The organism is Emticicia oligotrophica DSM 17448 (genome assembly GCF_000263195.1).
GTDB lineage: Bacteria > Bacteroidota > Bacteroidia > Cytophagales > Spirosomataceae > Emticicia > Emticicia oligotrophica.
In genome coordinates this window covers 1,575,192-1,602,097 of the sequence record NC_018748.1, presented here as the reverse complement: position 1 = coordinate 1,602,097, position 26,906 = coordinate 1,575,192, and the positions used below count along the sequence as shown (strand labels likewise).

Genomic DNA, 26,906 nt, shown 5'->3' with positions numbered 1-26,906 from the left:
TTGAGATAAAGCGTTTTTGTAGAAAGGTAAAAACCATAAGACTAACTTTATTAAACAATATGTTTTTGAATAAAGCGAATAGGGTTCACAGTATTTTTCGATTTATTAGCACAAATGGGAAGATATTTTTGTGCTTATTTGCTACCTTTTTCATTACACAATCTTCAGTAGCTCAGTCGGTTTTAGCAACCGGGCAATGGTATAAAATTGCTACTACACGCACAGGCGTACACAAAATTGATGCAGCTTTTTTGCAATCAGCAGGTATTGATATTGGGAAAATTAATCCTCAAAATATTAGAATTTTTGGGAATGGGGCGGGAGTTTTACCACAAGCCAATAATGCAAAGCGTTTAGCAGATTTAACCGAAAATGCCATTGAAGTTATTGGAGAAAACGATGGTAAGTTTGACCCCGCTGATTATATCTTATTCTTTGCTGAAAGTCCGCATAAGATTATTTATAATGCCGAAAATCAAAATTTTTCGCATCTAAACAATCCATATTCCGATACCACATTTGTATTTTTAAATCTATCAGATTCTAAAGGCCTTCGTGTGAAGAATCAGACACTACCAACAAATGTTGGAAATTTCATTCGAACATTTGATGATTTTTCTTTCCATGAACTCGACCAAAAAAATATTATTAGCTCAGGTGGAAGAGATTTAGGTGGTTCGGGGCGAGAGTGGTACGGCGAATCATTTGGCGTAAGTCCTGATATGAGTTTTGATGTAAAATCTGAAGGTGTTGTAGCAGGTTCATCTATCAAAATAAATTCAGCTATTCTCGGAGCTTCATTTGTCAGTACAAAAGTGAGCCTAAAACTCAATGCCGATTCGCTCGTTGGTGAACAACCCCTACGAGCCATCGGAACAGGTACTTATGATATCAAAGGCAATGAAAGCATTCAATCATTTACAGCACTTGCCAATGGAAAAAATACCCAAAAGTTGATTTTTAGTTTTAATAAAAACAATCAAAGTTCATCAGTTGCATATTTGAATTATTTTGAGGTACAAATGAAGCGAAAACTTCAATTTTATGCTCAGCAAACAATAGTTAGGTCGATAGAAAGTTTAAAAAATAAAATAAGCACTTTTGCCCTAAGTCAAGCATCGAATAATCAAAAAATATGGGATGTTTCGAATGCACTTACTGTTGAAAATATACCTTTTCAGATAAATAATTCAGAAGCTGTTTTTAACACCGAAACCCAAAATCAATTAAAAACTTTTGTCTTGTTTTCTGAAGCTAATTTACTCGAACCCAACGCTATTCATAAAATTCAGAATCAAAATCTTCAACAAGTACAAGTGCCTGATTTATTGATAGTTAGTGTGAGTTTTTGGCACGAACAGGCACAAAGATTAGCTGATTTTAGAAAAAAGAATGACGCATTGGATGCTATAGTAATAGATATCGAACAGATTTATAATGAATTTGGTAATGGAAGTCCAGACCCCACGGCTATTCGTGATTTTGGAAGGTTTTTATGGCAGAAAAACCCTCAAAAATTGAAGTATTTACTACTTTTTGCTGATGCAAGTTTTGATTATAAAAATCTGATTCAATATGCTGGCATAGATACTAAGTTGCAAATTCCTACCTATGAAAGTCGAGAGTCATTGAATCCTGTCAATAGTTATGCTTCGGATGATTATTTTGGGTTTTTCGAAGAAAATGAAGGTGAATGGCTAGAAAATAATGAAGGAAATCACTCACTTGATATTAGCATAGGACGTCTGCCAGTTAAAAATTATGAGGAAGCAAAAAATGTTGTTGATAAACTAATTTATTATGCTCAAACCCAAAAAACAATGGGTAGTTGGCGAAGAAAAATTAGCTTTGTGGCCGATGATGGAGATTTTAATATTCATCAACAAGATGCCGATGATATTGCCGAAATGGCGGTTAAAAACAACCAAGATTGGCAAATTAATAAAATCTATTTAGATGCTTTCCCACAAATTGCAACGGCTAATGGAGCAATTTCGCCCGCAACTAATCGAGCTATTAATAGGATTGTGAATGAAGGTTCTTTGATTATTAATTACAGCGGGCACGGCGGCGTAGATGGTTGGACAGAAGAAAAAGTGCTAACTAGAGAACAAATTCTGACTTGGCGAAATTTGAGCAATATGCCAGTTTTCTTGACTGCTACTTGCTCGTTTGGCCGATTCGATGACCCTGGGAATGTTTCTGGAGCCGAAATGGCCATGCTTAGTCCCAAGGGTGCGGCGATTGGTTTGCTCACAACCACTCGACCAGTTTATTCAAATACTAATTTTTTGCTTAATAGTGCATTTTATCAAGCATTTTTGAAAGTAAAAGCAGGGTCAGTTTTTAGATTAGGTGATATTTTTCGAGTTACTAAAAATAATTCTTTAAGCGGTGTTTTTAATCGAAATTTCTCATTATTGGGCGACCCTTCCATGCAATTGGCTTATCCCACAGATAAAGTTGTTTTGACCAAAGTAAACGGTCTTTCGCCCGAAAAGCAAACACTAAAAGCTTTGAGTCGAGTTTCGCTTGAAGGAGAAATACAGGCATCAACAGGAAAGCTCAAAAATAACTTTAGTGGCAAAGTTCTCGTCTCTGTTTTTGATAAACCTTCGGAAATTAGTACACTTGGGCAAAAAACCGAAAAGTTTAAGTATAAGGCATATCGTAACCAGCTCTTTGAAGGTATCGTAGAGGTGAAGAATGGAGGCTTTAAGCTAAGCTTTATTGTTCCTAAGGATATTAATTATCAACTTGGACTAGGAAGAGTAAGTTTTTATGCGATTTCGTCAGATAGTTTAACGGATGCCACAGGTAGTTTTAATGAATTGATGGTAGGTGGTAGCGAAACTAATATCTTGAATGATACAAAACCACCAGAAATTAAGTTAAGCGTTGATAAAAATAATGTGCTTAGTGCTGAGATAAGTGATGAAAATGGAATAAATATTTCGCAAGCTGGTGTAGGGCACGAAATGCTTTTAGTTTTAAATGATACGCTGCAAGTTGTTGTAAATCAGTATTTTGTGAATGAAAATGAGTTGACAAAAGGAGTCTTGAAATATAATTTAGGAGAACTACCTGCCGGTCGTCATACCATTAGATTAAAAGTTTGGGATACCTATAATAATTCAGCTGAAAGAGCGTTAGAATTTGTAGTTGAACGCGTTGATTTAAAAATTTTGAGAGCCTACAATTATCCAAATCCAGTTGAAAACACTACAAGTTTTTATATTGAACACAACGCCGAAAACCAAGATTTAACTATTAAATTGAGTATTTTTGATGCCAGTGGGAAGCAGATATTTGAGCACTCTGAGAATTGCTATGTATGCGATAAAACCCTGAATGTTGGCATGGAAGTTGAACCTAAAAAGTGGAAAGCAGGCACATACATATATCGAATTTCTGTTAGTTCTTCTTCTGAAAATAAAACTTCGTCGTTTGCTGGCAAAATGCTTTTTTGGAAGTAATCAAGAAAATAAGTTATATTTGAACTTGTAAAACTAAAGACAAAAATATATTCTGAAACGATAAACACCCTTTCTAAGGGTAGGATATTAAAAAATCTCACATGAAACGTAAAATTGTAGCAGCTTTGGCAAGTGTAGCTTTTATCAATGCTTTCACTACTCAAGCACAAGTTAGTAGAACCCTTTCGCCGTCAGTACCTTTTCTTACAATCTCACCAGATTCAAGAGGAGCCGCTTTGGGTGATGCTGGGGTAGCATCTACACCAGACGCTAATTCAATTTATTGGAATACCGCCAAATTAGCCTTTATAGATAAAAATATTGGTTCAACTGTATCATATACACCTTGGTTACGTGATTTAGTTGATGATATGGGGCTACTCAATGTTGGCTTATTCAAAAAACTCGATAAAAATTCGGCGTTTGGAGCATCAATGACTTACTTTAATCAAGGTGAGATACAATTTACAACTGCTACTGGACAACCAAATGGAACTTTCCAATCGAGAGATTTGAATTTTACGGCTGGTTATACTCGTAAAATCGGTAGAGATTTTTCAATGGGTATCAATGGTAAGTTTATTCACTCAAATCTTATTGGTAGCCAAGTAGTAAATGGTGTAGCAAGTAAGCCAGCAAGTACGGTAGCTGGCGACGTTTCGTTCTTCTATACTACCGACCGCCCAAGTGCAAAAGATAAAGACCGTGGAATGACCTATTCTGCAGGAGCCGTTATTTCAAACATTGGTGGTAAAATTAATTACGGAAGAAGTGCTTTCTATATTCCTACTAATTTGAAAGTTGGTGGTGCCGTTGGCTTTAAACTAGATGCTCATAATAGATTTAACTTCTTGCTTGATGCCAATAAATTATTGATTCCTACTCCACCATTGCGTGATAACAACGGAAATATTGTGAAAGGCCGTGACCCTGAAACTACCAGTGCAATTGCTGGAATTTTTGGCTCATTTTCTGATGCCCCAGATGGTTTAAAAGAAGAGCTTCGTGAAGTTACGCTTTCTACGGGTGTAGAATATTGGTATAATAATTTCTTTGCACTTCGTGGGGGGTATTTTATGGAGAGCAGTATGAAAGGGGGGAGTAAATACGTAACTACTGGTTTAGGTTTAAAAATAAGCAATTATCAACTTGATTTGGCGTATTTAGTGCCTACTTCACAAGGAAGTCCACTTGCAAATACTTGGAGAATTACTTTGATTTTTGATATGAACGGTAAGCCATCGAGTATCCCAACCGAAGTACCAACAGAAAATAACTGATGCATTAGATATTTGAATGGATAAAATTAAGGTCATAAAGGCAACAAGCGACGACGTCGAGCCATTAAAAAAAATTGGGATAGAAACTTTCTCAGAGACATTCGCTTCAATGAATTCTGAAGAAAATATGAAAGCATATTTAGAAGAAAGTTTTGCTAACCAAAAGTTATTGACCGAGTTAAAAAATCCGAATTCAATATTTTATTTTGCAAAGTATGAAGAGGATATTATTGGTTATCTGAAAATTAATACTGGCGAGTCTCAAACAGAGCTGAAAAATACAAAATCGCTCGAAATTGAAAGAATCTATGTATTAAAAGCGTATCACGGTAAAAATGTAGGGCAATTACTTTATCAGAAAGCCATAGAGGTAGCTCAAGAAATAAATGTAGACTACGTATGGTTAGGAGTATGGGAAGAAAATCTGAGAGCTATCAGTTTTTACAAAAAGAATGGATTTGTTGAGTTCGATAAGCATATTTTTAGATTAGGCGATGACGAACAAACAGATATTATGATGAAGCTTCAGATGAAAAAATAAATATCTTAAACAAAAAAGCTCAATGACTTTCATTGAGCTTTTTTGTTTGAACAAGGTCTGAATTATTTTAATTGCTGTCGTTAATTCATTAGACAAAAGTAGTTTATGCGTGATAAGCTACTGCTGTTTGTTTTTGTGTGCCAAGGTTATCAATACCCAATTCTACTACATCGCCCGCAACCAAATAGCGTTGTGGCTTAAGACCTAAGCCAACACCCGCAGGAGTACCAGTCGAGATAACATCACCTGGAAGGAGTGTCATGAATTGGCTTAAATAACTTAGAATGGTAGGAATATCAAAAATCATATCGTCTGTATTCGAATCTTGAAGCATTTCGCCATTGAGCGATAACCACAAACGCAAATCATGCGGATTCGAAATTTCATCGGCAGTAGCCATAAACGGCCCTAGTGGAGCGAATGTATCACAGCTTTTACCTTTTACCCATTGTCCGCCACGCTCCAACTGAAACTCACGTTCGCTATAATCATTGTGCAAGCAATAACCAGCAATGTAGCTCATGGCATCTTCTTTTTCTACATAACTTGCTTTTTTGCCAATAACAAAAGCTAACTCAACTTCCCAGTCAGTTTTAACTGAGTTTTTCGGAATCACTACATCGTCATTTGGCCCACAAAGAGCAGTAGTAGCTTTGAAAAATACCACTGGTTCGGTAGGAAGAGCCATATTGGATTCTGCAGCATGTTTGGCATAATTTAAGCCAATACAAATAATTTTTGATGGACGAGCCACACATGAAGCTAATCTTACATCATCAGCTACTGTTGGGCAATTAGCCGCATTAGTCCTTAGCCAGTTTTCAAGTCGGTTGATGCCATCTGTTGCAAAAAATTGCTCATTGTAGTCTTCGCCAAAAGTCGAAACATCAATTTTTTTATCATTGGCGAGAATTACGCCAGGTTTTTCGTTGGTTTGGTCGCCAAAGCGGAATAGTTTCATAAGCCCAAACCCCTAAAAGGGGATTTTTATATTGATTTATACTAATTTTCTTAAGCTAACTCTCTAATCATCAGTAAAATATCGTCAAGGTATTCACGGGAATTACTCAGGCGAGGTACCTTATTTTGTCCCCCAAGTTTACCTCGTTTCGACATCCATTGGTAGAAAGTGCCGTTTTCTACAAAATGTACTTTTGGCTGTAGTAAGGCCATATCTTTGTAGCGTTTGGCGTCATAATCGGAGTTTACTTTTCTTAATGAACTATCGAGTGTTTCAATGAAAAGAGCCTCATTATCGGGCTTTTTCGAACATTCAATAATCCATTCGTGGCAACCTTTACTACCATCGCCCATATAAACAGGCCCCGCTGTATAATCAGCAATGGCGGCATTGGCAATTGCACAAGCTTCGGTGATGGCTATATCAGCATTTTCAATCACTACTTCTTCACCGAAAGCATTGATAAAGTGTTTGGTTCGCCCACTAACTTTGATTCTGTAAGGGCTAATCGAAGTAAATTTAACTGTATCGCCAATTTTATATCGCCATAAACCAGCATTGGTTGAAATCACCAAAGCATAATTTTTATCGAGCTCAACTTCTTCGAGAGTTAAGGTTTTAGGGTGCTCCTTTTCCCATTCTTCCATTGGAATAAACTCATAAAAAACGCCATAATCGAGCATTAGCAACATCTCGCCAACTCTACTGAGTTCATCTTGTATGGCAAAAAATCCTTCCGAAGCATTGTAGGTTTCAAGATAAGTTACTTGTTCAGAAGGGAATAGCTTCGTACGGAATAGGTCTCTATAAGGCTGGAAAGCTACCGCTCCGTGTACAAAAACTTCGAAATTAGGCCAAACTTCAAGCATGTTTTTCTTGCCAGTTCGTTCGAGAATATTTTCTAACAAAACTACTGTCCAGGTTGGAACGCCCAAAATACTTGTTACATTTTCTTGGGTACAAATCTGAATCATTTGCTCCATTTTTTGCTCCCAATTATCGAGTAAAGCCACCTCGCTTGGAGGGGTTCGAATGAAATCTGCCCAAGCAGGAAGATTTTTAGTAATTACCGCAGAAATATCTCCAGCTTGTGTATTGGCATTAAACGGATTTGGGTGAAGTGTACCACCAATCGAGAGCCCTTTACCTTCGTAGAGCTTGGCTTCTGGGCGGTTATTTAGATAGAGGGTCATCATGTCTTTCCCTCCACGATAGTGGCAATCTTCGAGCGATTCTTCCGAAACAGGAATAAATTTACTACGAGAATTAGTTGTACCAGAAGATTTCGAAAACCACTTTATTTCTGAAGCCCAAAGAACATTTTGCTCTCCTTTCAAAACTCTTTCAATGTAAGGATAAAGTTCTTCGTAGGTGGAAATAGGTACTCGCTCTTGAAACTTTTTAATCGAATCAATGCTACTATAGTCGTATTTTATACCCCATTCAGTGTATCGGGCGTTTTCGATGAGGTCGTGAAAAACACGGTTTTGCGTGTCTATTGGATTACGCAAAAACTCCTCAATTCGTGTAATGCGACGTTTAAGAAAAAAACTAAGTATGTCGTTAAGCATGCTCATTTGGTGGTTTGAAAGCACCAAACTCTTTAACGCCACAAGTTAGGGTTTGTAGCTCAGAAGTTTGTGACTCCAAAATTATTCGGGAAAATTAGGCTTTTTTTCTGAATCTCACAAACCTTTGGTGCGGTCGGGATAATCTGTAATGAGGCCGTCGCAGCCAACAGCTTTTACCTTTTCCATGTCTTCACGGCGGTTTACCGTCCAAGGAATTACTTTTATGCCTAATTCGTGGAGTTCTTTTACTCTTTTTTCAGTTGCTTGTGCAAAATAGGGGCTCCAAATTTCGGGTTTAAAACCTAATTTATTCAGATTAAATTGAATATCGTTGTTATCAAAAGGTTCGATTAATGCGGAAAGGGCGATGGCTTTATATTTTTTTTCCTCAATTTGTTTGTGCCAAAATTTCAATACATTGAAATCAAAACTTTGTAAAGTAACTCTCTCGGGTGGAATTTGCTTGATGATTACTTTATAAACCAAGTCGGAAAATTCTTCAACTGATGGCTGAGAAATGCCGTATTCTTTCTCCTCACTTTTTATTTCTATGTTATATTTCAAAGGTTTTACCCCTTTTTCTCGTGCGTATTTTTCACTTTCATGAATCATATCTTCGAGTAGGGGTTTATACACCGCCATTTTAAATTGCTCAGGATAATCTTTATTACCACGAAGACCTACATCATATTTTTCGATTTCTTCGTAAGTAAGCTGATATAAATTACCCTGAGTTTCTTTCGTAATAAAATTTCCAGAAGGGCCGGTTGTACAATTTGGATTAAAGAAAGGGTCATGAGAAACTACCACTTTTTTATCTTTCGAGATAACCACATCTAACTCTAATGTATGTACTCCCAAATCAATGGCTTTCTTGAATGCCGGAATTGTATTTTCTGGCATTAGTCCTCGAGAACCACGGTGGCCTTGAATTTCAAAATTCATGCTTTGGGCAAAGGTTAATATTGGGAAAATAATAAAAAGTATAGTTTTCATGAGTTTCTTTTACTAAACATTCCACCAATAAGTAAACTTCAATACTAAAGCACGGTTACGTACTTGAAAAGTATCAGAATAATAATTATCGGTATAAACCAAAAATAGGTCGGAAGCGGGGCTATATCTCCACTGCAAACGCGTATTTAGGTTCATGTTTTTAGTTTGGTTATTATACTGTAAAAAGTTTGTAAAGAATAATTTATTCGTGAAAGTTACATCAATTTTAGGGCCTATCAACCAAAAATTATATTGTGTATTTATTAATTCTTTAGGTAATATTTTATCGTCTTTGAAATCTAGACGATTATAATTTGCAGCCACCGTGAGAGCTACATAAGGTTGGAAACGATAACCTACTTCGCCATTCAAGCGTAGGCGAGTACCATTGGCGTAATAGCCACCGTATCTACTCGAAACCAAATAAGTGAATAAAGCTTGGGGTTTTGAAGTATAATCTACACCAAATGAGTTCCATTTATGTTCACTGCCTTTTGGTAAGAAAACGCCCGCATAATTGGTAGGGTCAAATTGGTTTAATAAATATACGTAGTTATGAGCTACCCAAGCCATTAATGTGCTTGTTTTTCGGAAATTTATACGGTAAGATAAGAATTTTTCGTTTTCAACTTCCTTCGAAAAATCTCTATTAAAATAATGCGTAAACATTGTCAGAGGACCATGGCTTAATACTTTGCTTGATGGTTTTGGGAAAAACAAATATCCCACTTGCGGGTTTAGTTTTCCGTAATCTAAGCGTGGTACGTAGCCTACTTCAGCGGTGTAGTTAGTGCCTACTTGTTCGAGTTGTACGCCCGCTGTCCAGCGTTTATTTGTATAAAGAATATTTCCTGCTAAAACGCCATCATTAGGCTTAGAGGTCGGGGTAAACGACTTTAAGTAGAGCAGTTTACCAGTCCAAGCATTATTTTTTGAAAGAATATTATACTCAATGCCTAAGTTTCTATTAAACTCACTAACATTTTTTGTGTCATTTAATGATTCGTACCCGATAGTTTGTTTATTGACAAACATAACCGCCACATTTGAACGGGCAAAAACACGGCGTTGGAGTGCAATAACGCCAAAATTCTGAGCTGCTGGAACAATATCATTTTTACCAGTTTGCATATCCATGAGGCCAATTCTCCAATCTTTATTAAGTTTTCCGCTTACCCTTGCCCCAAACTTAATGGGCGTATTTAAACCAATGCGGCGAGAAAAAAATGGACGAATGGTTTGATAACCAAAATTTGAGAACAAATCACCATTCTCTAAGAAAAACTGCCGTCTTTCGGGAAAAAGGAGTTCAAATCGGTCAAGATTAGTTTGCTGTTGGTCAACTTCTACTTGTGAGAAGTCGGGATTAACGGTTAAATCGAGATTTAGTGAAGAAGTAAGACCCACTTTGGCATCAAAACCAACATCTCCACGGTAATCGGCAGGAAGTTTTTTCTCGTGATTTTTACTTACACCACCTAAAATATAAGGAATTAATGAAATATTTGAAGAAGCCGTTGGTGGTTCTTCATCCCAAATCAATGAGGCTGCGTATGCCAATGATGCCGTCGGAAATTGGCGTGGTACAGGTGCCCAAGAAGACTTTTCGGTAGTTTTTAGGTCTAAACGGCTAAAATTTACCCCCCAACGCTTAATTCCTTTTTTATATCGAAGTGTTTTAAAGGGAATGGCACATTCCCAAACCCATTTTTCATCATCGTATTTTACTTCTGAAGTCCACTTATTTTCCCAAGTAAGACTAATGCTGCTACCATTATACATGAGCCCGTCCCACTGAGCTCCCATGGCATTCGCCCCAAACGAAAAGCCATTGGTTTGGTCATCGAATGTATCAATAAATAGTAAGTCGTTATCGTTTTTTCCGAAAGCAAAATCGCGTTTCAACGATTCTACCATATACGGACCAGGTAGTTTATCATAATTGATAAAAACCACGTATAGATTTTTATCGTCGTAGGTCATTTTTACATCCGTACGTACTTTGGCGTAGGAAGTATCCATTGGTAAAACTTGGTAGAAGTTGGTGGCCAATTGAGCATCTGCCCAGGCTTTTTCATCAACAATTCCATCAACTTTTACGGCTGAAGTTGCTCGATGGATGTGATACTCCATCTTTTCATTTTTTTTCTGAGCAAAAGTGTTTAGGAGGGTTAGTAGGAAAAAAGGAGCTAGTAGGTACTTGTACATTTTATATGATTAGATTGTAGTTTTGTTTATAACAAAATTATGTTTTTTCTACACGATTCCCTTGTAAATAAGTCCAAATGACAAAAAAAAGCGACAAAGCTTTGAATACGAACAAGTTAGAATTCTTTTGAGGCAAACCAGCGTTGATTTTTATCTTACCCAAATCTTTTGTTGATTAGGACAAAATAAAACGTCGGCAAGTAGCTCCCTTTGGGTTCTAAACCTTGCCGACGCCGAAAAAATCTGATATTTTTTATTTCTTCTCTGCTAATTCTGCGATTTTTTGGTGAATCATTACTTGATTTGACATGATTTTAGAGAAACCTCTTACATCATCGCCACTCCAAGCATTGTTCATTTCGCCGTAGCTACCAAATACCGGTGACATCAAATCGTAGTTAGATTTAATACCCAATAATTGGAAGTTATATGGAGCTAAATGCACACGAACTTCACCTGTTACGTGCGACTGCATGCTTTCCAAGAATTTTTCAATATCACGCATCAAAGGCTCTAAGAATTGGCCTTCGTGGAGCATCATTCCGTACCATTCGGCCAAATTTTGCTTCCAGTATTGTTGCCATTTAGATAACACGTGTTTCTCTAATAAATGGTGAGCTTTGATAATTATCAATGGAGCAGCAGCCTCGAAACCCACGCGGCCTTTGATACCAATAATGGTATCGCCTACGTGAATATCACGACCAATTCCATAAGGAGCTGCAATTTCAGTCAAACGACGAATGGCAGAAACTGGGTTTTCGAAACTTTCTCCAGCAACGCCTTTCAATTCACCATTAACGAATTGAAGAACTACTTCCTCGGTACCCGTTTTTGTTACTTGAGTCGGGAAGGCACTTTCTGGAAGGAAATCATGAGAATTTAGAGTCTCACGGCCACCTACTGAAGTTCCCCACAAACCTTTATTGATTGAATAAGCTGCTTTATGCCATTCACGAACAACGCCTTTCGAAATTAAAAACTCGATTTCAGCTTCGCGAGATAATCTTAAATCTCTGATTGGTGTGATTATTTGTGCATTGGGTAATACAATTCTGAAAACCATATCAAAACGCACTTGGTCATTGCCTGCACCTGTACTTCCGTGAGCAACCGCCTCAGCACCAATTTGCTTAGCATATTCGGCTACCGCTACTGCTTGAAACATACGCTCAGCACTTACCGAAAGTGGATACGTATTGTTTTTCAGGATATTTCCATAAACCAAAAAACGAATACATTTCTGATAATACTCATCAACCATGCGAGCTGTGTAGTGGTGTTTTACGCCCAACTCATAAGCCTTGGTTTCGATGTCCTTCATTTCTGCTTCCGAAAAACCGCCCGTATCAACTAATACAGAATGAACTTCATGACCCAACTCTTCGGTCAAATATTTTACACAAAACGAAGTATCTAAGCCTCCGCTGTAAGCCAAAACAACTTTCATAAGCCAAAACCCGCCCCAAAATGAGCGTATTTTTTAGAGTTCAACAAAATTTCCCACAAAAATAGGACTTATTAATGTGAAATCTCGAATTTTATTTAAAATTATTGCATTTTTCGTATAATCTCGAGATATAATTAACATCCCCCTGCCCCCCCTGAAAGGGGGAATATTTTCCCGAGAACAAAAATCCCCCTTTGAAGGGGGTAGGGGGATGTATTATTAGAGAAAATAATAATTACCTTGGTACAGTGAAATACATGATTGTGCCGATGCACGAAAAAACAATGTTAGGTAGCCAAACTGCCAGCATCGGAGGCATACTACCCGATTCGGCAATACCTTTCGACATAATGAAGAATAAGATATACACAAAGGCCAAAACGAAGCCAATAGCAATCTGAAAACCAACGCCTCCACGTGCTTTCCGAGCCGATACAATTAGGCCCATCAACGATAAAATGATTACGGCAAAAGGCGTAACAATTCTTTGGTAAAGTTCAATCTGAAAAGACTCAATACCTTCAGCTCCACGACTGCGAATTAATTCGATTCGCTTCCTTAATTCGGGTATCGTAAAGGTTTCATAAATATTACGGTCACTTTCAAAATCACTCGGAGAAAGATTAATCAAAGTATCTTTAGAAGCCACATTATAGATGATTTTATCTTTCATAATACCCAAGGTTCGAATCTTATAATCTGTAATTTTCCAACGTTTTGTACTATCATTCCATTCGATTCTTTTGGCCGATAGCTTCTCAATGAGTTTATTATCAACAATCTTTTCGAGCGTAAAATCATAGCCCATTTTTGTTTCGTTGTTATAGCTCGACATATACGCGTAGGTATTGGGAGCTACTGCAGTATGAAAATCTCGGTCGGAGAAATAAAATTTATCATTGACATAAACAGCTTCAAAACCTAAGCGAACTTTATTAGCTTTTGGGAGAATCCAGCCGACCATCACGAAAGATAAAACCGCCACCATTGAAGAGGCTATAAAATAAGGTAGCATCAGGCGAGGGAAACTGGTTCCACTACTTAGAATAGCTACAATTTCGGTGTGAGCTGCCATTTGGGCAGTAAAAAAAACCGTAGAAATAAAAATCATCAACGGACTAATATAATTGGCCCAATATGGAGCAAGATTAGCGTAGTAAGAAAGTAAAATGGCACGCATTGGTGCGTTTTTCTGAATGAAATCATCGTTTTTTTCCACGAAATCAATCACCATGATAATGAGCACAATGACCAATACCGCAAAAAAGTATGTCTTCAGAAATCGCTTGATTAGATATTTATCGAGAATATTCATAAAGCCCCATTTGAGGGAAACTAAAGGTTTATGATTTGGAAATTTGGTGCAAAGATAAGTAATCTTAGATGCTCATTGGTTTTATTAAGAAGTATTAACAAAGTTGTTTTCTGAAAATTACGCTTCTTGTGTTTGTACCAATAAGTTTCTGGCTACTTCATGACTAACGAAGAGCTTTAGTTGGTCGTTCAATAATAAGCTGTAAGATTTATCAAATTCACTTATTTCCAATACTTTAAGGTTACAACCAAGTGTAATTTGTTGTTTATCAAGATGTTGGAGAAATGCAGGCGAATGTACTGAAACTCCCATCATGATGACTGATTGATTAAGCGGAATTTCTGATAGTTTTTGATAACTCACCGATGGCATCTTACCTTTTGCATCTGGAATTGGGTCGCCATGAGGGTCAAATTTAGGGTTATCCAAGAAATCATCAAGGCGTTTGGTTAATTCTTTCGAGTCGATATGTTCGAGTTGCTCAGCAATATCATGAATCTCATCCCAGCCAAAGCCAAGTTTTTCTACCAAAAAAACTTCCCAAAGTCTATGCTTCCTAATGACACCCAAAGCAATTTGCTCACCTGCTTCGGTGAGTGTAACGCCTTGATATTTTCGGTAATTGATAAAGTTTTTTTCAGCCAATTTACGTAACATATCCGAAACCGAGGCGGCTTTGGTTTGCGTATGTTCGGCTAGTTGATTTGTGCTTACCTCGTTGCCATTGTGGCGTTCGGTAAGCAGATATATGATTTTGAGATAATTTTCTTCGGTGAAAGAGGTGATTAGTTGATTGTCCACAGTAGATAGACGATAGTATGAAAAATAGGCATAATAGCCAACTGCTTCCACAAAATTACATTTTTAGTCTAATCAAACAAAATTTTAGGTAAGTCTAAAAATTTATTTTGATTAGCAAATTTTTTGTTTTATGTTTGTATTGAAAATGGAGAATTACAACAAATGGAAAAAAATTTAGATATAAATCAGGTAAAGGGTTGGCGTTCGAATGGCTCGACACAATCTTTACCAGAAGTACACGGCACCATCAACGTTCCGAAAACAGGTAGTTCTTGGAAACGAATGGCTGCTTTTGTAGGGCCGGGATTGATGGTTGCAGTAGGATACATGGACCCCGGTAACTGGGCAACCGATATTGCTGGCGGTGCGAAATTTGGATATACGCTCTTGTCGGTTATTCTGATTTCGAACCTTTTTGCGATGCTTTTGCAGCATCTTTCGCTCAAATTGGGTATTGCAACTGGGCGAGATTTAGCTCAGGCCTGCCGTGATGCTTACTCGAAGCCAGTTTCGATTATGTTGTGGATATTGGCAGAAATTGCCATCGCAGCCTGCGATTTAGCTGAGGTAATTGGAGCAGCCGTAGCATTGAATTTACTTTTTCATATTCCACTTACTTACGGAATTTTGATTACATCCATTGATGTAATCTTTATCTTATTTCTTCAGAACAAAGGTTTTCGTTTAATCGAAGTGATTGTCGGGGGGCTTATTTTACTTATTCTACTTTGTTTTGGGTACGAAATTATTGTTTCACAACCCGATATTGTTGCAGTATCGAAAGGTTTAGTACCAAGTACGCAGATTGTTTCAAACCCTGAAATGCTCTATATCGCCATCGGAATCTTGGGAGCAACAGTTATGCCTCATAATTTGTATTTACATTCGAGTATTGTACAAACACGTAAAATCGAAGATACACAGGCTGCCAAGCGTAGTGCCATTAAATACGCCACAATCGACTCAACAGCCTCCCTTTTCATTGCCTTTTTTATCAATGCTGCTATTTTGATTATGGCGGCTGCAACTTTTCATTTTACAGGAAATAAGGAAGTGGCTGATATTACAGATGCGTATCATTTACTTGACCCAATTTTAGGTGTGAAATTAGCAGGACTTTTCTTTGCAGTGGCTCTTTTAGCCGCTGGACAAAATTCTACACTAACAGGTACATTGGCTGGACAAATCGTGATGGAAGGTTTTTTAAATATTCAGCTAAAACCGTGGTTGAGAAGACTCATTACTCGACTTTTAGCCATTGTTCCAGCACTGATTGTAGCTATTTTGTATGGAGAACAAGGAACGTCCGATTTGTTGGTTTTGAGTCAAGTAATTCTCTCACTGCAATTAAGTTTTGCGGTGGTACCATTAGTAATGTTTACTTCTGATAAACTCAAAATGGGAGAATTCGTGAATCCCGCTTATGTAAAATATACTGCTTGGGCTGTAACAGTTATTATTATTGCTTTGAATAGTTATTTGCTGTTTGATACGATATTTTAAAAACACTTAAATAGTCCTTGTATAAAAACGAAGACTTCGCTTTAAGCGAAGTCTTCGTTATATTATATCACAACTAAAAATAATTATTCAAAATTAATTGTAAAATTGACACTTAATAATTTACTTCGCATCACTTTTCGAATCAAATTCAAACCAAAATATCATTAACATGTCAAATCTTAAGGTTACTCTTGGTCAAAAAGAGTATTTTCCGTTTATCAAAGATGCAATTGCATACGAAGGTAGAGAGTCAAACAACTACTTAGCATTCAAATACTACGATGCTAATCGTGTGGTGGCTGGCAAGACAATGGCTGAACACTTACGTTTCGCCACTGCCTATTGGCACACATTCTGTGGTAATGGTGGTGACCCATTTGGTCCAGGAACTAAAATCTTCCCTTGGGATGTTGCTACAAGCCCAATGGATGCAGCGAAACAAAAACTTGATGCTGCGTTTGAGTTTATGACAAAATTAGGCACGCCTTTCTACTGCTTCCACGATATTGATATTGCTCCAGAAGGAGATTCTCAAGCTGAATTCGAGAAAAACCTGCAAGAGATTGTGGCTTTAGCTAAACAAAAACAACAAGAAAGTGGTGTGAAATTACTTTGGGGAACGGCTAACTTATTCTCTCATAAGCGTTTCATGAATGGAGCTTCTACAAACCCTGATTTTGCGGTTGTCGCTCATGCTGGTTTCCAAGTAAAAAATGCTATTGATGCTACAATTACTTTAGGAGGTGAAGGATATGTATTCTGGGGTGGACGTGAAGGTTATATGTCGTTGTTGAATACAAATACAAAGAAAGAAATTGACCACCTTGGCCAGTTCCTTTCTATCTCACGTGATTATGCCCGTTCACAAGGATTTACTGGTAAATTCTACATTGAGCCAAAACCATGTGAGCCATCGAAACACCAATATGATTATGATGCACAAACTGTGATTGGTTTCTTGCGTCAGTATGGTTTAGATAAAGATTTCCAATTGAATTTAGAAGTAAACCACGCTACTTTGGCTGGCCATACTTTTGCTCATGAACTACAAATGGCAGCAGATGCTGGTATGTTGGGAAGTATTGATGCAAACCGTGGAGATTATCAAAATGGCTGGGATACTGACCAATTCCCAATTGATTTATATGAGTTAACAGAATCAATGTTGGTGATTCTTGAAGCGGGTGGTTTCTCTACTGGAGGTATCAACTTCGATGCTAAGACTCGTCGTAATTCAACTGATTTAGAAGATATTTTCATTGCACATATTGCAGGTATGGATGCTTTTGCTCGTGCATTGTTGATTGCAACTGATATCCTTGACAAATCTGATTATAAGAAACTCCGTGCGAATCGTTATGCATCATTCAATAGTGGAGATGGTGCTGCGTTTGAATCAGGCAAATTAGGTTTAGCTGATTTACACCGTATTGCATTAGCCAATGGCGAACCACAACAAATTAGCGGCAAGCAAGAATTATTTGAAATGATTATTAATCAATACATTTAATCGAGTTGCATAAGCGAATGCGAGTGCTGTATTCTGGGTTTTTGACTCAGAATACAGCACTTAATATTAATCACTTTTTATTGGTTTGTAAGAACTCTCGCCAACCATCTTTCAATTAGGTATTTTTCTTTCACACAAACTGGGTCTAACGATTCCAACCAATAGCTAAAACTGCTTCACTATTTTCGGTATAATTGATTTAACGATAAGTAAATAAAAACAGTAGCTAAAATGATGCAGGCTAGTTGCTATCAAATTTTCTACTGAAAATGAAAAAAACTTGAATCGGCAATCAAGAATAACTTTTTACCTACCAGATACGTAAACTCCCAAATAGGCTCACTAATCATCTCCATTTAAGTATAAGGATTCTTCAAGTGATTCATTTGTTCAAAATCTTAAAAGAAAGCCTTGTAAATTGCTATTTTATCAAGAAAAATTAAGAACTTTGATTATAATTTGGCAAGGAACTTGCCCCGCTAGTACTTGCAATATTTGGTGTTTTTTAGCGTTGAAAAGCTACTACAAAGATTAACAATGAAGTTCAGACCAATTATATATTTAGTATTTGTTGCCTTACCGATACTTTCGGTAGCTCAGAAAAACAAAAAAACTGAGAGCAAGGATATTTCGGAGAAAGAGTTAAAGTCAGAAGCATACTTCGTAGAAGGCATGAAATACTACATTGCCGAATCCTACGACAAAGCCATTCCATTATTTAAGAAAGCCACCGAAGGCGAACCAACTAGTGCGGGTATCAACTACATGTTGGCTAAGGCGTATTTGGCTAGTAATGATATTGCCACCGCAACTGTTTACAGTGAGAAAGCACTTAAACTTGATGATGAAAATAAGTTTTATCGCAAGTTTTTAGGCGAAATCTACACCAAGCAAAAACGTTATAAAGATGCAGCTGAAATGTATGAAAAATTAGCAAGTAGATTTCCGCAGGATGTTGATAATTACCTCGATTTATCTAATATCTATATTCTGCAAGAGAAATTTTCTGATGCTATCGAAATCTACAATAAAATTGAGCGAACAATTGGAGTAAGCGAAGAAATTACTCGCCAAAAACAATTAATTTATCTCAAACAAAATAAGCTCGAAAAAGCCATCGAAGAAGGCGACCGCCTCATTGCTTCCGAACCTTCCGAACCAGAATATGTAGTTCAGCAAGCCCAAATATTGATTTCTAACGAACGCTACGAGCAAGCAATTACGATGCTCAGAAATTCGCTGAAAAAGAATCCAGATTTTGCGGAAGCACACGTACTTTTGGCCGAAATTTATAGAAAACAAAATGAACTCGAAAAATGTAATGAAGAACTTCAAGAGGCTTTCGCTAATAAAAACTTGTCTGTCGATGTAAAGTTTAAGATTTTGAATAGCTATATGCTCATGCTCAAAGACGACAGTAGTAATAAGACTTTAGATAATCTTCTTACACTCACACAAGCGTTAGTTAAGCAATCGCCTAAAGAAGCCAAAGGGTATGTTATTTTAGGTGATTTATTGATGAAAAAGGGCGAAACGGCAAGTGCTCGTGATAATTACGTAAAATCTACGACTTACGATAAATCAGTTTTTGAGGTTTGGTTAGCAATCGTTGAGTTAGATGCTAAATTGAATCAGATTGATAGCTTAGCTAAACATTCAGAAGAAGCGATTGAGTATTTCCCGAATCAATCATTTTTTTGGTATCATAATGGTTTTGCCAATTTTGCAAAGAAAGATTATGAAAAAGCAAGCTCTTCACTCGAAGAGGCTAAAAACTTAGCGGTAGATAATCTTGAGTTAGCGAAGCACGTGAATGCTCTTTTAGGCGATACTTACAATGAACTTAAAAAATATACCAAATCAGATGATGCCTACGAGGCTGTATTAAAAGTTGATCCTGACTATGAATATGTATTAAATAATTACAGCTATTATTTATCAATTCGCAAAGACAAACTTAGCCGTGCAATACAACTATCTTCTCGTTTAACTGACAAATTTGGTGATAATGCTACTTATCTTGATACGCATGCTTGGGTGCTTTATATGATGAAAGAGTATCAAAAAGCACGTGAGTTTTTAGAACGAGCTATCAAACAAGATAAAGGTGTGAGTGGTACAATCGTTGAGCATTATGGTGATGTCCTTTATCGACTTGGTGAGAAAGAAAAAGCCTTAGAACAATGGAAAAAGGCTCGTCAAATGGGTGAAAATAGTACAAATATTGATAAGAAGATTCAATCAGGAACTTTGGTTGAATAAATAAATAAGCCATTTTCTGCTGTCCACGAGTTTGAAGTGGAAATATAAACTAACCATAAAATGTTAAAATATACCTTTATAATTCTTAGTTTCTTTGTCATTCTTTCGACCTCTTCTTGTAAGCGTCATAGAATGCATAAAAAAGAGGTTGCATTGGCCGCCGATACGCTCCAGTCTGAAACAGTGAAAGCTGAAAAACCAGTCTTAACGGTAGAAGAACCTGCAAAAGTAGAAATACCAGTTGTACAAAAAATTGAGGTCAAGCCCGCTGAAATTGATTTTAAATACTTGAATATCAAATCAAAAGTAAATTTTTCAGGAGGTGGAGAAGAACAAAGTTTTCCTGTAAATATACATATCAAAAAAGATAGTATTATTTGGCTTTCTATTGTGGTAGGTTTGGAAGGTGGACGTGGAATTATTACGAAGGATTCAGTGATTTTCCTCGACCGATTGCATCGGACTTATTATAAATATGATTTCGCAAGTTTAAGCAAGCAATTCAACTTCAATCTGAACTATGATCTTGTTCAATCAATTTTAATTGGAAATATGCCGATTCGAAAGCGTGAGAGTGATGAAGTTTTGAAGCAAGAAAACGGTTTTTTAATAAAGCAAAAAGAAGGGTTTGTACTGATCGACAATCTTGTTTCTGAAGCAAATCTAAAACTCCAAAAAGTAAATGCAAGCGATGAAACTGGTGATAGCAAAATGGAAATAGACTATACTAACTTCTTGCCTATTACAGATTTATTGATACCACAAGAAGTAAAAGCAAAGATTGATGCTAAAAAGGATGGAAAGGTTCTACAAACTTCGGTAAATTTGCAACATAATAAAATTGAAGTGTTAGACCAAAGTCCGGGTTTTTCATTCAGTATTCCTAAATCTTACACGCCTAAGTAGGAAGTTGAAAACGAATACTGCGAAACCTGCTTACTCTTTTGAAAATGACCTTTAAAAAAATTACATACTTTATAGCCTTTTTATCAATTCTAAGTATTTGGCCTAACGCCGATTTGATGGCTCAGCGTAAGAAAAAAAGCCGAGCTCAACTCGAACGTGAAAAGCGAAGAAATCTTGAAAAAATTGCCGAAACTAAGCTAGCTTTAGAAAATACGCAAGAGAAAAAAGAAGCAACCGTTGGCAAAATCAAAGCCATTAAAGAACAAATTTCTTCGCAAGAAGAACAAATAGGTTTAATGGAGCAAGATTTAGAGCTGATTGATATGGAGATGCAAGATATTATAGGTGCCAAAGAAGTCCTCGAACGTAAACTCGATACACTTCAGAGGGAGTATGCTGCTATGCTTTATAGTGCCTCTAAAATAAGTGGAAAGATAAATAAACTTAGCTTTTTATTTTCTTCTTCTTCGTTTAATGAGCTTATTATGAGGTATAAATACCTGCAACAATATACAGATAATCGTAAATCTCAGGTAGCACAAATCATTAAAGTAGTAGCACTCCTACGTGAACGACAATCAAATTTACAGGGAAAACGTTCAGATAAAAAACGCATTATTTCGGCTAAACTTACCGAAGCTCAGTATTTAGAGCAATTAAAAAGTCGCCAGACCGAAATGGTAACTGAACTTTCGCAAAAGGAAAAAGATCTAAGAAAAGAAATAGAAGCAACTAAGAAGTCGGTTAGTAAATTAGAAGCATCAATTGAAGCGGTAGTATCTCGCGAAATGGCTCGTAAAAATCGCGAGTTAGAATTGAAGCAAGACCAAGCAGCTAAACTAGCCAAAAATAAGGCTAAACAAAATACTTCTAAGAAAGTAGTTAAAGTATCAAACGATGAAGATTCGGCACTTGGGCGTTCGTTTGCCGCTTCAAAGTCTCGTTTGCCTTGGCCCGTACAACGTGGCTTTATTTCAGATAGATTTGGTGTTAAAGAACACCCAGTTCTAAATGGGGTTTTGATAAACAATAATGGGATTGATATTCAAACATCGACCAATGCAACCGTAAGGTCGGTTTATGCGGGTGAGGTAAAAGATGTAACTGAAATTCCGGGTTTAGGCAAAGTGGTTTTGATTCAGCACGGCGAGTATTTTACGGTTTATGCTAATTTGAAACAAATTTTCTTATCAATAGGCCAAAAAGTGAGTGCTAAAGAAACTATTGGAACAGCAGGTGAGTCTGGCGGAGCTCCTGAAATTAACTTCCAGATTTGGCATAATAGCGAGCACTTAAATCCAGAAGGTTGGCTTAGTCCGAGATAATTATTCATAGAGAATTAAGAATGTAAAATTTACAAGAAGCTGCTTTTGTTATGTTTTCTTGAAAAGCCATTTTACATTTTTCATTCTACATTCTACATTAAACTATGTCTGTACATAACGAAATCAAGCGTGTTACTACGCATACCCTTCAAGAACTCAAACGAAAAGGCGAGAAAATAGCATGCTTAACAGCCTACGATTATTCGATGGCAAAAATAGTAGATGCCGCAGGCGTGGAGCTGATTTTAGTAGGAGATTCGGCATCCAATGTAATGGCTGGGCATGAAACAACCCTCCCAATTACACTCGATAACATGATTTATCATGCTCAGGCAGTAGTAAAGGCCGTAAAGAGAGCATTAGTAGTGGTAGATTTACCTTTTGGTTCGTATCAAGGAAATTCGGAAGAAGCTCTTCGTTCGGCCATTAGAATTATGAAAGAATCGGGTGGACATGCGGTTAAATTAGAAGGTGGAATCGAAATCAGAGAGTCGATTGAACGCATTTTGAGTGCGGGTATTCCAGTAATGGGGCACTTAGGACTCACGCCACAATCAATCTATAAGTTTGGTACTTATACTGTGCGTGCCAAAGAAGAAGAAGAAGCTGAGCAGCTCATGGCAAATGCTAAAATGCTCAATGAAGTAGGGTGTTTCGGAATGGTTTTAGAGAAAATCCCTGCGACTTTGGCCAAAAAAGTGACAGATTCTGTTCATATTCCTACTATTGGTATAGGTGCGGGTAATGGCTGTGATGGTCAGATTTTAGTGGTGCACGATATGCTGGGTATTAATAAAGATTTCTCTCCACGTTTCCTTCGTCGTTATGCCGATTTACACAGCATCATGACCGAAGCCGTAATTAATTATACTAAAGATGTAAAAGCATCTGACTTCCCGAACGAAAAAGAATCATATTAAGATTATTTTTTCATCCGTGAACTAAAATATTTGCAATGGTGTTGCATAAATACTGTATATTTGCATCACTGTTGTAAATATTATGCTGTATCAATTACACGGTTTAAGATTTTTATGCGAAAAATATTCACTCATTACCATACACTTAACAAAGTTGGCTTGTGGCTCTCGGTGATTTGTACAATTCACTGCTTGGCTATGCCTTTCCTCATGACCGCTTTACCGATTTTAGGAGAAAGTTTCTTAACCGAAAAATCTGAATTCTATCTTATTGGGTCAAGTGCAGTATTAGCTGTTTTCTTATTAATCAAAGATTACAGAAATCATCATAACCCGCAGCCATTATTTTTATTGGTTTTAGCACTTTGTTTCAATATTACTGGCCTATTTTGGGCAAAAGGTTCACTCGAAATGCTCTTCAATGTTTCTGGTGCTCTTATTATGGCTCTAGCCTATTGGATAAACTGGACTTCTCACCGCCGTGCTTGCCATAGTCATACTCACTAATTTTAGCTTTTCTTTTGGTAGTAATAATCTAATGGATTTTCGTAAATAAACTTATAATTTGAATGTTTGAGCCATTTTGCTACACTAATGATTTTAAATGGTTGAGGCTCAGCAGGTTTTACAAATTCGGGCATTTCAAAGCCTAATTCTTCGCAGTTTTTTGCGTAAATTTGTTTTCTTGTCGGGTGAATCGGCGAAACAATATTGAAAACTTGGTTCCAAATCTGGTTTTCGATAATCTTTTCGATAATCTTGATTACGTCATCTCGGTGAACGTAGTTTACTCGGATATCTCCCGTTGTGAGTCCCTTCCAACCTGAAAAATATTTCGCCGGAATTCGGTCGTAGCCCATGAGTCCACCGCAACGCAGAATAGTTAAATTCACTGAAGATTCTTTCCAAAAATTTAGTAGTAGTTTCTCTGCTTTTACCATAGTTGGACTAGCTGATTGTTCGGGTGTTATGACATCCTCTTCGAGCACCTCTCTATTTAACTCGGGGTAAACAGATGTTGAACTAATGTAAATGATATTCTTTATAGATGATGTTTTTATAAAATTAAGCAAATTGGAAATTTGCTCTACGTGAGCATCTACTTTTTGAAGGCTAATGCGTGGTGGAATATTTATAAGCAGTGTTTCTGAACTTAGAAAGTTATCCACATTTTCGCCAACAATATGTGGATTAAGTTGAATGCGAAAAGCTTCAATGCCATTTTCAGCTAAAATAGATAGTTTTTCTTCGTTGGTTGTGCTACCTTTTACTATATATCCATTTTCAGAAAAATATTTTCCGAGTGGTAATCCCAACCATCCACACCCCAAAATACTTAGTGATTTACTCATTTATTTGTTTCGTTTTTCAGCTTTTCTTCACTTTCTAATTCAAAAATCTTTACATCAACCACAAACCTAAACCATAAGGCTTGTAAGAAGTGGAAAATCATACCTTCTTTTCCGTCAAGAATACCCAGTTGGATAAAATAACGGTGAAAAAAATAAATAAACGGACGCACAAATAACGGCATATCCCACCAAATTTTCTTCAAAAATGCAATTCGTTGGTCTGGATTTCCAAAGAATTTGGGCTGAATTGTTTGGCTACGTAATTGCTTTTTTCGTTCGATTTCTTCACGTGCCACTTGGTCGCTGTAACGATTATGTTTTTCGATCCAAAAACTAATCCTATTTTCTTTGAGGTTTTCTTCTTTTAAATACCCTTTATCCCAAACAATATTTTTGCCTTCTGCCACAAAGCGGTGGTCCATGTTTTCGTTGAGGTCGGAGAAACCCACACCAGTACGAAACATTTTCATTAGGTATCGTGGGAAATAGCCACCATGCTTAAGCCAACGACCTTTAAAATAGTTTTTTCGATTGAAGAAAATGCCATTTACGTCGGAAGGAATTTCTGTGTTTTTGAAGTTTTTCAGTAGCTCAAATAATTCGGGTAAAACAATATGGTCAGAATCTAGCCCGATTGTCCAAGGGGTTTTAATTGGAAAGTTTTTCAAAGCAAAATCCCATTGTTTAGGGTGATTCTCAAATTTATTATATAAAACCTTCGCCCCATATTGCTCAGCAATTTCGAGCGTACGGTCAGTACTACCCGAATCTAAAATAAAAGTCTCGGCATTGAGTTCTTTGATTGACTCCAGCAATCGGGGTAAATGTTGTTCTTCGTTGAACGATAATATAATAAACGAAAATTCGGTATTCATCGGTAGGATGTAAAATTATTCTAAGCTTTTCTTTTTTGATTTACCAAAGCGTAAGCCAAGACTTGTTCGCTCCAAAAATACGATTCCAACTAAAAACAAAAGCGATAATAAAATACGAAGTGAAATCGACAAAATGGTGTTTTCGATTTTTACTTGCATCGAAACATAAATTAAGATAGCCGCAATAATTAAATAAGTTGAAACTGACTTTAGTTCGTACGGTATTGGGTAGTGTTTTTGACCATAATAGTAGCAAAGAACCATCATTACAAACGACGAAATGGCAAAGGTGATGGCACACCCTACATAACCCATTCGTGGAATAAGTATAATATTTAAGATGATAGTCAGCACCATTCCTGCAATGGTAAAATAGGTGCCATATTGAGTTTTATCGCTCAACTTAAACCAAATAGCCGTATTTTGATAAACGCCAATGAAGAGGTTGGCCAAAAGTAAAATAGGTACTACAATGATGCCCGAACGGTAGGTTTTACCCAAAATTAAGCTAATTAGGTCGATATTTACACTTACACCCACCCAAATCAGAATACAAGAAATCGTAAACCATTTCGTGGCAAGTGCTATCATGGCTGGTGAGTTTTTATCTTCAGCTTTCGAGAAAAAGAATGGGTCTGCTGCGTAGCGATATGCCTGCACAACAAGCAACATGAAAATCGAAAGCTTATAAACATTGGCGTAAATACTAAAGGCGTCGTCGGTCGATAAACCTTGATAGAATCCTTCAGGTAGAATTTCTCGAAACATTACGCGGTCGGCTGTTTGGTTGATTGCCCCAGCCAAACCCATGATTAGCAATGGATAAGCATAAACGAAAATAGGTTTGAATTTTTCGAAGTTGAAATTAAACCTAAAATCAAGAAATTCTCTCCATAAAAGAAGAATTGTCAATAAACTGGCGATAAAATTTGCCCAAACAATATAATCTGGTCCAATGGCAGGATTATAGAAAAAATCGGCAAAGGGTTTCCATGATTGCAAGAAAAGGCCTTCATGAATATACTTACAAAACATCAAATAAAAGGCATTGAGACCGATATTGATGAAGATATTGGTCATTCTGATAAACACAAATCGTTTCGATCTTCCTTCTGCTCTTAGTTTTACAAAAGCAATGGCTGCAATAGCATCGGTAGCTAAAATAATGGCAAACCAAACAATTAAGCGTTCTTTGCCCGGAAAGCCCATCCAGTTGATGAGTGGCGTTGCACAGAAAAAGATAATGACAGAAAAAATAATACTCGTAAGAATAATATACGATAAGATAAGATTGTAATATTCTTGTCGGTTTTCTTTCTTATTAGCGTAGCGGAAAAATGCAGTCTCCATACCATACGTATAAATGATGTTAAGGAGAATGACATAAATATAAAGCTGATTATTATCGGCAAGGAGTTTTGGTTGGTGGAAAACGCGGGTATGCACGGCCACTAAAAGCCAATTTAAAAAACGCCCAACAATACTACTTAGGCCATAAAGGGCGGTGTCGCTTGCTAATTTTTTTACTACACTCATATTTTAATCTGCCATTAGTTGGGTAGCAGTCGAAGTTTTATGGTTTTTACAGGAAATTGTCTGCAATTTCCACACTTGTCGAGTGATTTGCAAATGATTAGCTTTATTTCATGCTTTT

At 36.9% G+C, this 26,906-nt stretch carries 20 protein-coding genes; 10 read left to right on the top strand and 10 right to left on the bottom strand.

What is annotated here, in order from left to right:
- Positions 1–59 precede the first annotated feature (59 nt).
- From porU to EMTOL_RS06590, 3 genes are all read left to right on the top strand, one after another.
- Positions 60–3,476, top strand: a complete 3,417-nt coding sequence (gene porU, locus EMTOL_RS06600) for a type IX secretion system sortase PorU (protein WP_015028495.1) — start codon at positions 60–62, stop codon at positions 3,474–3,476.
- Positions 3,477–3,577: 101 nt separating this feature from the next.
- On the top strand, positions 3,578–4,756 hold the full coding sequence (gene porV / locus EMTOL_RS06595; RefSeq protein ID WP_015028494.1) for a type IX secretion system outer membrane channel protein PorV: 1,179 nt from the start codon (positions 3,578–3,580) through the stop codon (positions 4,754–4,756).
- A gap of 16 nt (positions 4,757–4,772) precedes the next feature.
- On the top strand, positions 4,773–5,297 hold the full coding sequence (locus EMTOL_RS06590) for a GNAT family N-acetyltransferase (RefSeq protein ID WP_015028493.1): 525 nt from the start codon (positions 4,773–4,775) through the stop codon (positions 5,295–5,297).
- A 103-nt stretch (positions 5,298–5,400) separates the two neighbouring features.
- Here the strand turns inward: EMTOL_RS06590 and EMTOL_RS06585 are convergent, their stop codons facing one another.
- The 7 genes from EMTOL_RS06585 to EMTOL_RS06555 all read right to left on the bottom strand — a co-directional run bounded on the left by EMTOL_RS06585 (position 5,401) and on the right by EMTOL_RS06555 (position 14,584).
- Positions 5,401–6,258 carry a fumarylacetoacetate hydrolase family protein gene (locus tag EMTOL_RS06585; RefSeq protein ID WP_015028492.1) on the bottom strand — a complete coding sequence of 286 codons (858 nt, stop codon included), beginning with the start codon at positions 6,256–6,258 and terminating at the stop codon, positions 5,401–5,403.
- A gap of 50 nt (positions 6,259–6,308) precedes the next feature.
- Positions 6,309–7,835, bottom strand: coding sequence for a GH3 auxin-responsive promoter family protein (locus EMTOL_RS06580; RefSeq protein ID WP_041693439.1), 1,527 nt, complete (start codon positions 7,833–7,835; stop codon positions 6,309–6,311).
- Between the two features lie 108 nt (positions 7,836–7,943).
- A complete protein-coding gene (locus EMTOL_RS06575; protein WP_015028490.1) occupies positions 7,944–8,825 on the bottom strand; it encodes a glycerophosphodiester phosphodiesterase family protein in 882 nt (293 codons plus the stop codon).
- Between the two features lie 12 nt (positions 8,826–8,837).
- Complete coding sequence (locus EMTOL_RS06570; protein ID WP_015028489.1) at positions 8,838–11,033, bottom strand: carbohydrate binding family 9 domain-containing protein; 2,196 nt, start codon at positions 11,031–11,033, stop codon at positions 8,838–8,840.
- Positions 11,034–11,286: 253 nt separating this feature from the next.
- A complete protein-coding gene (locus EMTOL_RS06565; protein ID WP_015028488.1) occupies positions 11,287–12,483 on the bottom strand; it encodes an argininosuccinate synthase in 1,197 nt (398 codons plus the stop codon).
- Positions 12,484–12,718: 235 nt separating this feature from the next.
- On the bottom strand, positions 12,719–13,798 hold the full coding sequence (locus EMTOL_RS06560; protein ID WP_015028487.1) for an LptF/LptG family permease: 1,080 nt from the start codon (positions 13,796–13,798) through the stop codon (positions 12,719–12,721).
- A gap of 117 nt (positions 13,799–13,915) precedes the next feature.
- Positions 13,916–14,584, bottom strand: a complete 669-nt coding sequence (locus EMTOL_RS06555; RefSeq protein WP_041693959.1) for a metal-dependent transcriptional regulator — start codon at positions 14,582–14,584, stop codon at positions 13,916–13,918.
- Positions 14,585–14,761: 177 nt separating this feature from the next.
- Between EMTOL_RS06555 and EMTOL_RS06550 the strand changes: the two genes are divergently transcribed.
- The 7 genes from EMTOL_RS06550 to EMTOL_RS06520 all read left to right on the top strand — a co-directional run bounded on the left by EMTOL_RS06550 (position 14,762) and on the right by EMTOL_RS06520 (position 23,532).
- Positions 14,762–16,102 carry an Nramp family divalent metal transporter gene (locus tag EMTOL_RS06550; RefSeq protein ID WP_015028485.1) on the top strand — a complete coding sequence of 447 codons (1,341 nt, stop codon included), beginning with the start codon at positions 14,762–14,764 and terminating at the stop codon, positions 16,100–16,102.
- Between the two features lie 169 nt (positions 16,103–16,271).
- On the top strand, positions 16,272–17,612 hold the full coding sequence (gene xylA / locus EMTOL_RS06545) for a xylose isomerase (RefSeq protein ID WP_015028484.1): 1,341 nt from the start codon (positions 16,272–16,274) through the stop codon (positions 17,610–17,612).
- A 537-nt stretch (positions 17,613–18,149) separates the two neighbouring features.
- A complete protein-coding gene (locus tag EMTOL_RS06540) occupies positions 18,150–19,874 on the top strand; it encodes a tetratricopeptide repeat protein (protein ID WP_015028483.1) in 1,725 nt (574 codons plus the stop codon).
- A gap of 60 nt (positions 19,875–19,934) precedes the next feature.
- On the top strand, positions 19,935–20,780 hold the full coding sequence (gene lolB1, locus EMTOL_RS06535; protein WP_015028482.1) for a lipoprotein insertase outer membrane protein LolB1: 846 nt from the start codon (positions 19,935–19,937) through the stop codon (positions 20,778–20,780).
- Between the two features lie 44 nt (positions 20,781–20,824).
- The gene (locus EMTOL_RS06530) at positions 20,825–22,105 is read left to right on the top strand and encodes a murein hydrolase activator EnvC family protein (RefSeq protein ID WP_015028481.1); all 1,281 of its coding nucleotides are present in this window, start codon (positions 20,825–20,827) and stop codon (positions 22,103–22,105) included.
- A 104-nt stretch (positions 22,106–22,209) separates the two neighbouring features.
- A complete protein-coding gene (gene panB, locus EMTOL_RS06525) occupies positions 22,210–23,025 on the top strand; it encodes a 3-methyl-2-oxobutanoate hydroxymethyltransferase (protein ID WP_015028480.1) in 816 nt (271 codons plus the stop codon).
- A gap of 114 nt (positions 23,026–23,139) precedes the next feature.
- The gene (locus EMTOL_RS06520; protein ID WP_015028479.1) at positions 23,140–23,532 is read left to right on the top strand and encodes a MerC domain-containing protein; all 393 of its coding nucleotides are present in this window, start codon (positions 23,140–23,142) and stop codon (positions 23,530–23,532) included.
- Positions 23,533–23,534: 2 nt separating this feature from the next.
- Here EMTOL_RS06520 and EMTOL_RS06515 read toward each other — a convergent pair whose 3' ends face one another.
- From EMTOL_RS06515 to EMTOL_RS06505, 3 genes are read right to left on the bottom strand one after another with little or no spacing between them, the layout of a single operon-like run.
- Positions 23,535–24,377 carry an NAD-dependent epimerase/dehydratase family protein gene (locus tag EMTOL_RS06515; RefSeq protein ID WP_015028478.1) on the bottom strand — a complete coding sequence of 281 codons (843 nt, stop codon included), beginning with the start codon at positions 24,375–24,377 and terminating at the stop codon, positions 23,535–23,537.
- A complete protein-coding gene (locus EMTOL_RS06510) occupies positions 24,374–25,252 on the bottom strand; it encodes a glycosyltransferase family 2 protein (protein WP_015028477.1) in 879 nt (292 codons plus the stop codon). Before EMTOL_RS06510 ends, EMTOL_RS06515 begins: the two co-directional genes overlap by 4 nt.
- Before the next feature lie 15 nt (positions 25,253–25,267).
- On the bottom strand, positions 25,268–26,788 hold the full coding sequence (locus tag EMTOL_RS06505; RefSeq protein ID WP_015028476.1) for a lipopolysaccharide biosynthesis protein: 1,521 nt from the start codon (positions 26,786–26,788) through the stop codon (positions 25,268–25,270).
- Between the last annotated feature and the right edge of the window lie 118 nt (positions 26,789–26,906).

Bases quoted from the DNA above. Each gene is read 5' to 3' on its own strand.
- EMTOL_RS06585 (WP_015028492.1), bottom strand. From the start codon at position 6,258: ATGAAACTATTCCGCTTTGGCGACCAAACCAACGAAAAACCTGGCGTA.
- EMTOL_RS06550 (WP_015028485.1), top strand. From the start codon at position 14,762: ATGGAAAAAAATTTAGATATAAATCAGGTAAAGGGTTGGCGTTCGAAT.
- porU (WP_015028495.1), top strand. From the start codon at position 60: ATGTTTTTGAATAAAGCGAATAGGGTTCACAGTATTTTTCGATTTATT.
- xylA (WP_015028484.1), top strand. From the start codon at position 16,272: ATGTCAAATCTTAAGGTTACTCTTGGTCAAAAAGAGTATTTTCCGTTT.
- EMTOL_RS06520 (WP_015028479.1), top strand. From the start codon at position 23,140: ATGCGAAAAATATTCACTCATTACCATACACTTAACAAAGTTGGCTTG.
- EMTOL_RS06505 (WP_015028476.1), bottom strand. From the start codon at position 26,788: ATGAGTGTAGTAAAAAAATTAGCAAGCGACACCGCCCTTTATGGCCTA.
- EMTOL_RS06580 (WP_041693439.1), bottom strand. From the start codon at position 7,835: ATGAGCATGCTTAACGACATACTTAGTTTTTTTCTTAAACGTCGCATT.
- EMTOL_RS06590 (WP_015028493.1), top strand. From the start codon at position 4,773: ATGGATAAAATTAAGGTCATAAAGGCAACAAGCGACGACGTCGAGCCA.
- EMTOL_RS06575 (WP_015028490.1), bottom strand. From the start codon at position 8,825: ATGAAAACTATACTTTTTATTATTTTCCCAATATTAACCTTTGCCCAA.
- EMTOL_RS06515 (WP_015028478.1), bottom strand. From the start codon at position 24,377: ATGAGTAAATCACTAAGTATTTTGGGGTGTGGATGGTTGGGATTACCA.
- EMTOL_RS06570 (WP_015028489.1), bottom strand. From the start codon at position 11,033: ATGTACAAGTACCTACTAGCTCCTTTTTTCCTACTAACCCTCCTAAAC.
- EMTOL_RS06565 (WP_015028488.1), bottom strand. From the start codon at position 12,483: ATGAAAGTTGTTTTGGCTTACAGCGGAGGCTTAGATACTTCGTTTTGT.
- EMTOL_RS06560 (WP_015028487.1), bottom strand. From the start codon at position 13,798: ATGAATATTCTCGATAAATATCTAATCAAGCGATTTCTGAAGACATAC.
- EMTOL_RS06530 (WP_015028481.1), top strand. From the start codon at position 20,825: ATGACCTTTAAAAAAATTACATACTTTATAGCCTTTTTATCAATTCTA.
- porV (WP_015028494.1), top strand. From the start codon at position 3,578: ATGAAACGTAAAATTGTAGCAGCTTTGGCAAGTGTAGCTTTTATCAAT.
- EMTOL_RS06540 (WP_015028483.1), top strand. From the start codon at position 18,150: ATGAAGTTCAGACCAATTATATATTTAGTATTTGTTGCCTTACCGATA.
- lolB1 (WP_015028482.1), top strand. From the start codon at position 19,935: ATGTTAAAATATACCTTTATAATTCTTAGTTTCTTTGTCATTCTTTCG.
- EMTOL_RS06510 (WP_015028477.1), bottom strand. From the start codon at position 25,252: ATGAATACCGAATTTTCGTTTATTATATTATCGTTCAACGAAGAACAA.
- panB (WP_015028480.1), top strand. From the start codon at position 22,210: ATGTCTGTACATAACGAAATCAAGCGTGTTACTACGCATACCCTTCAA.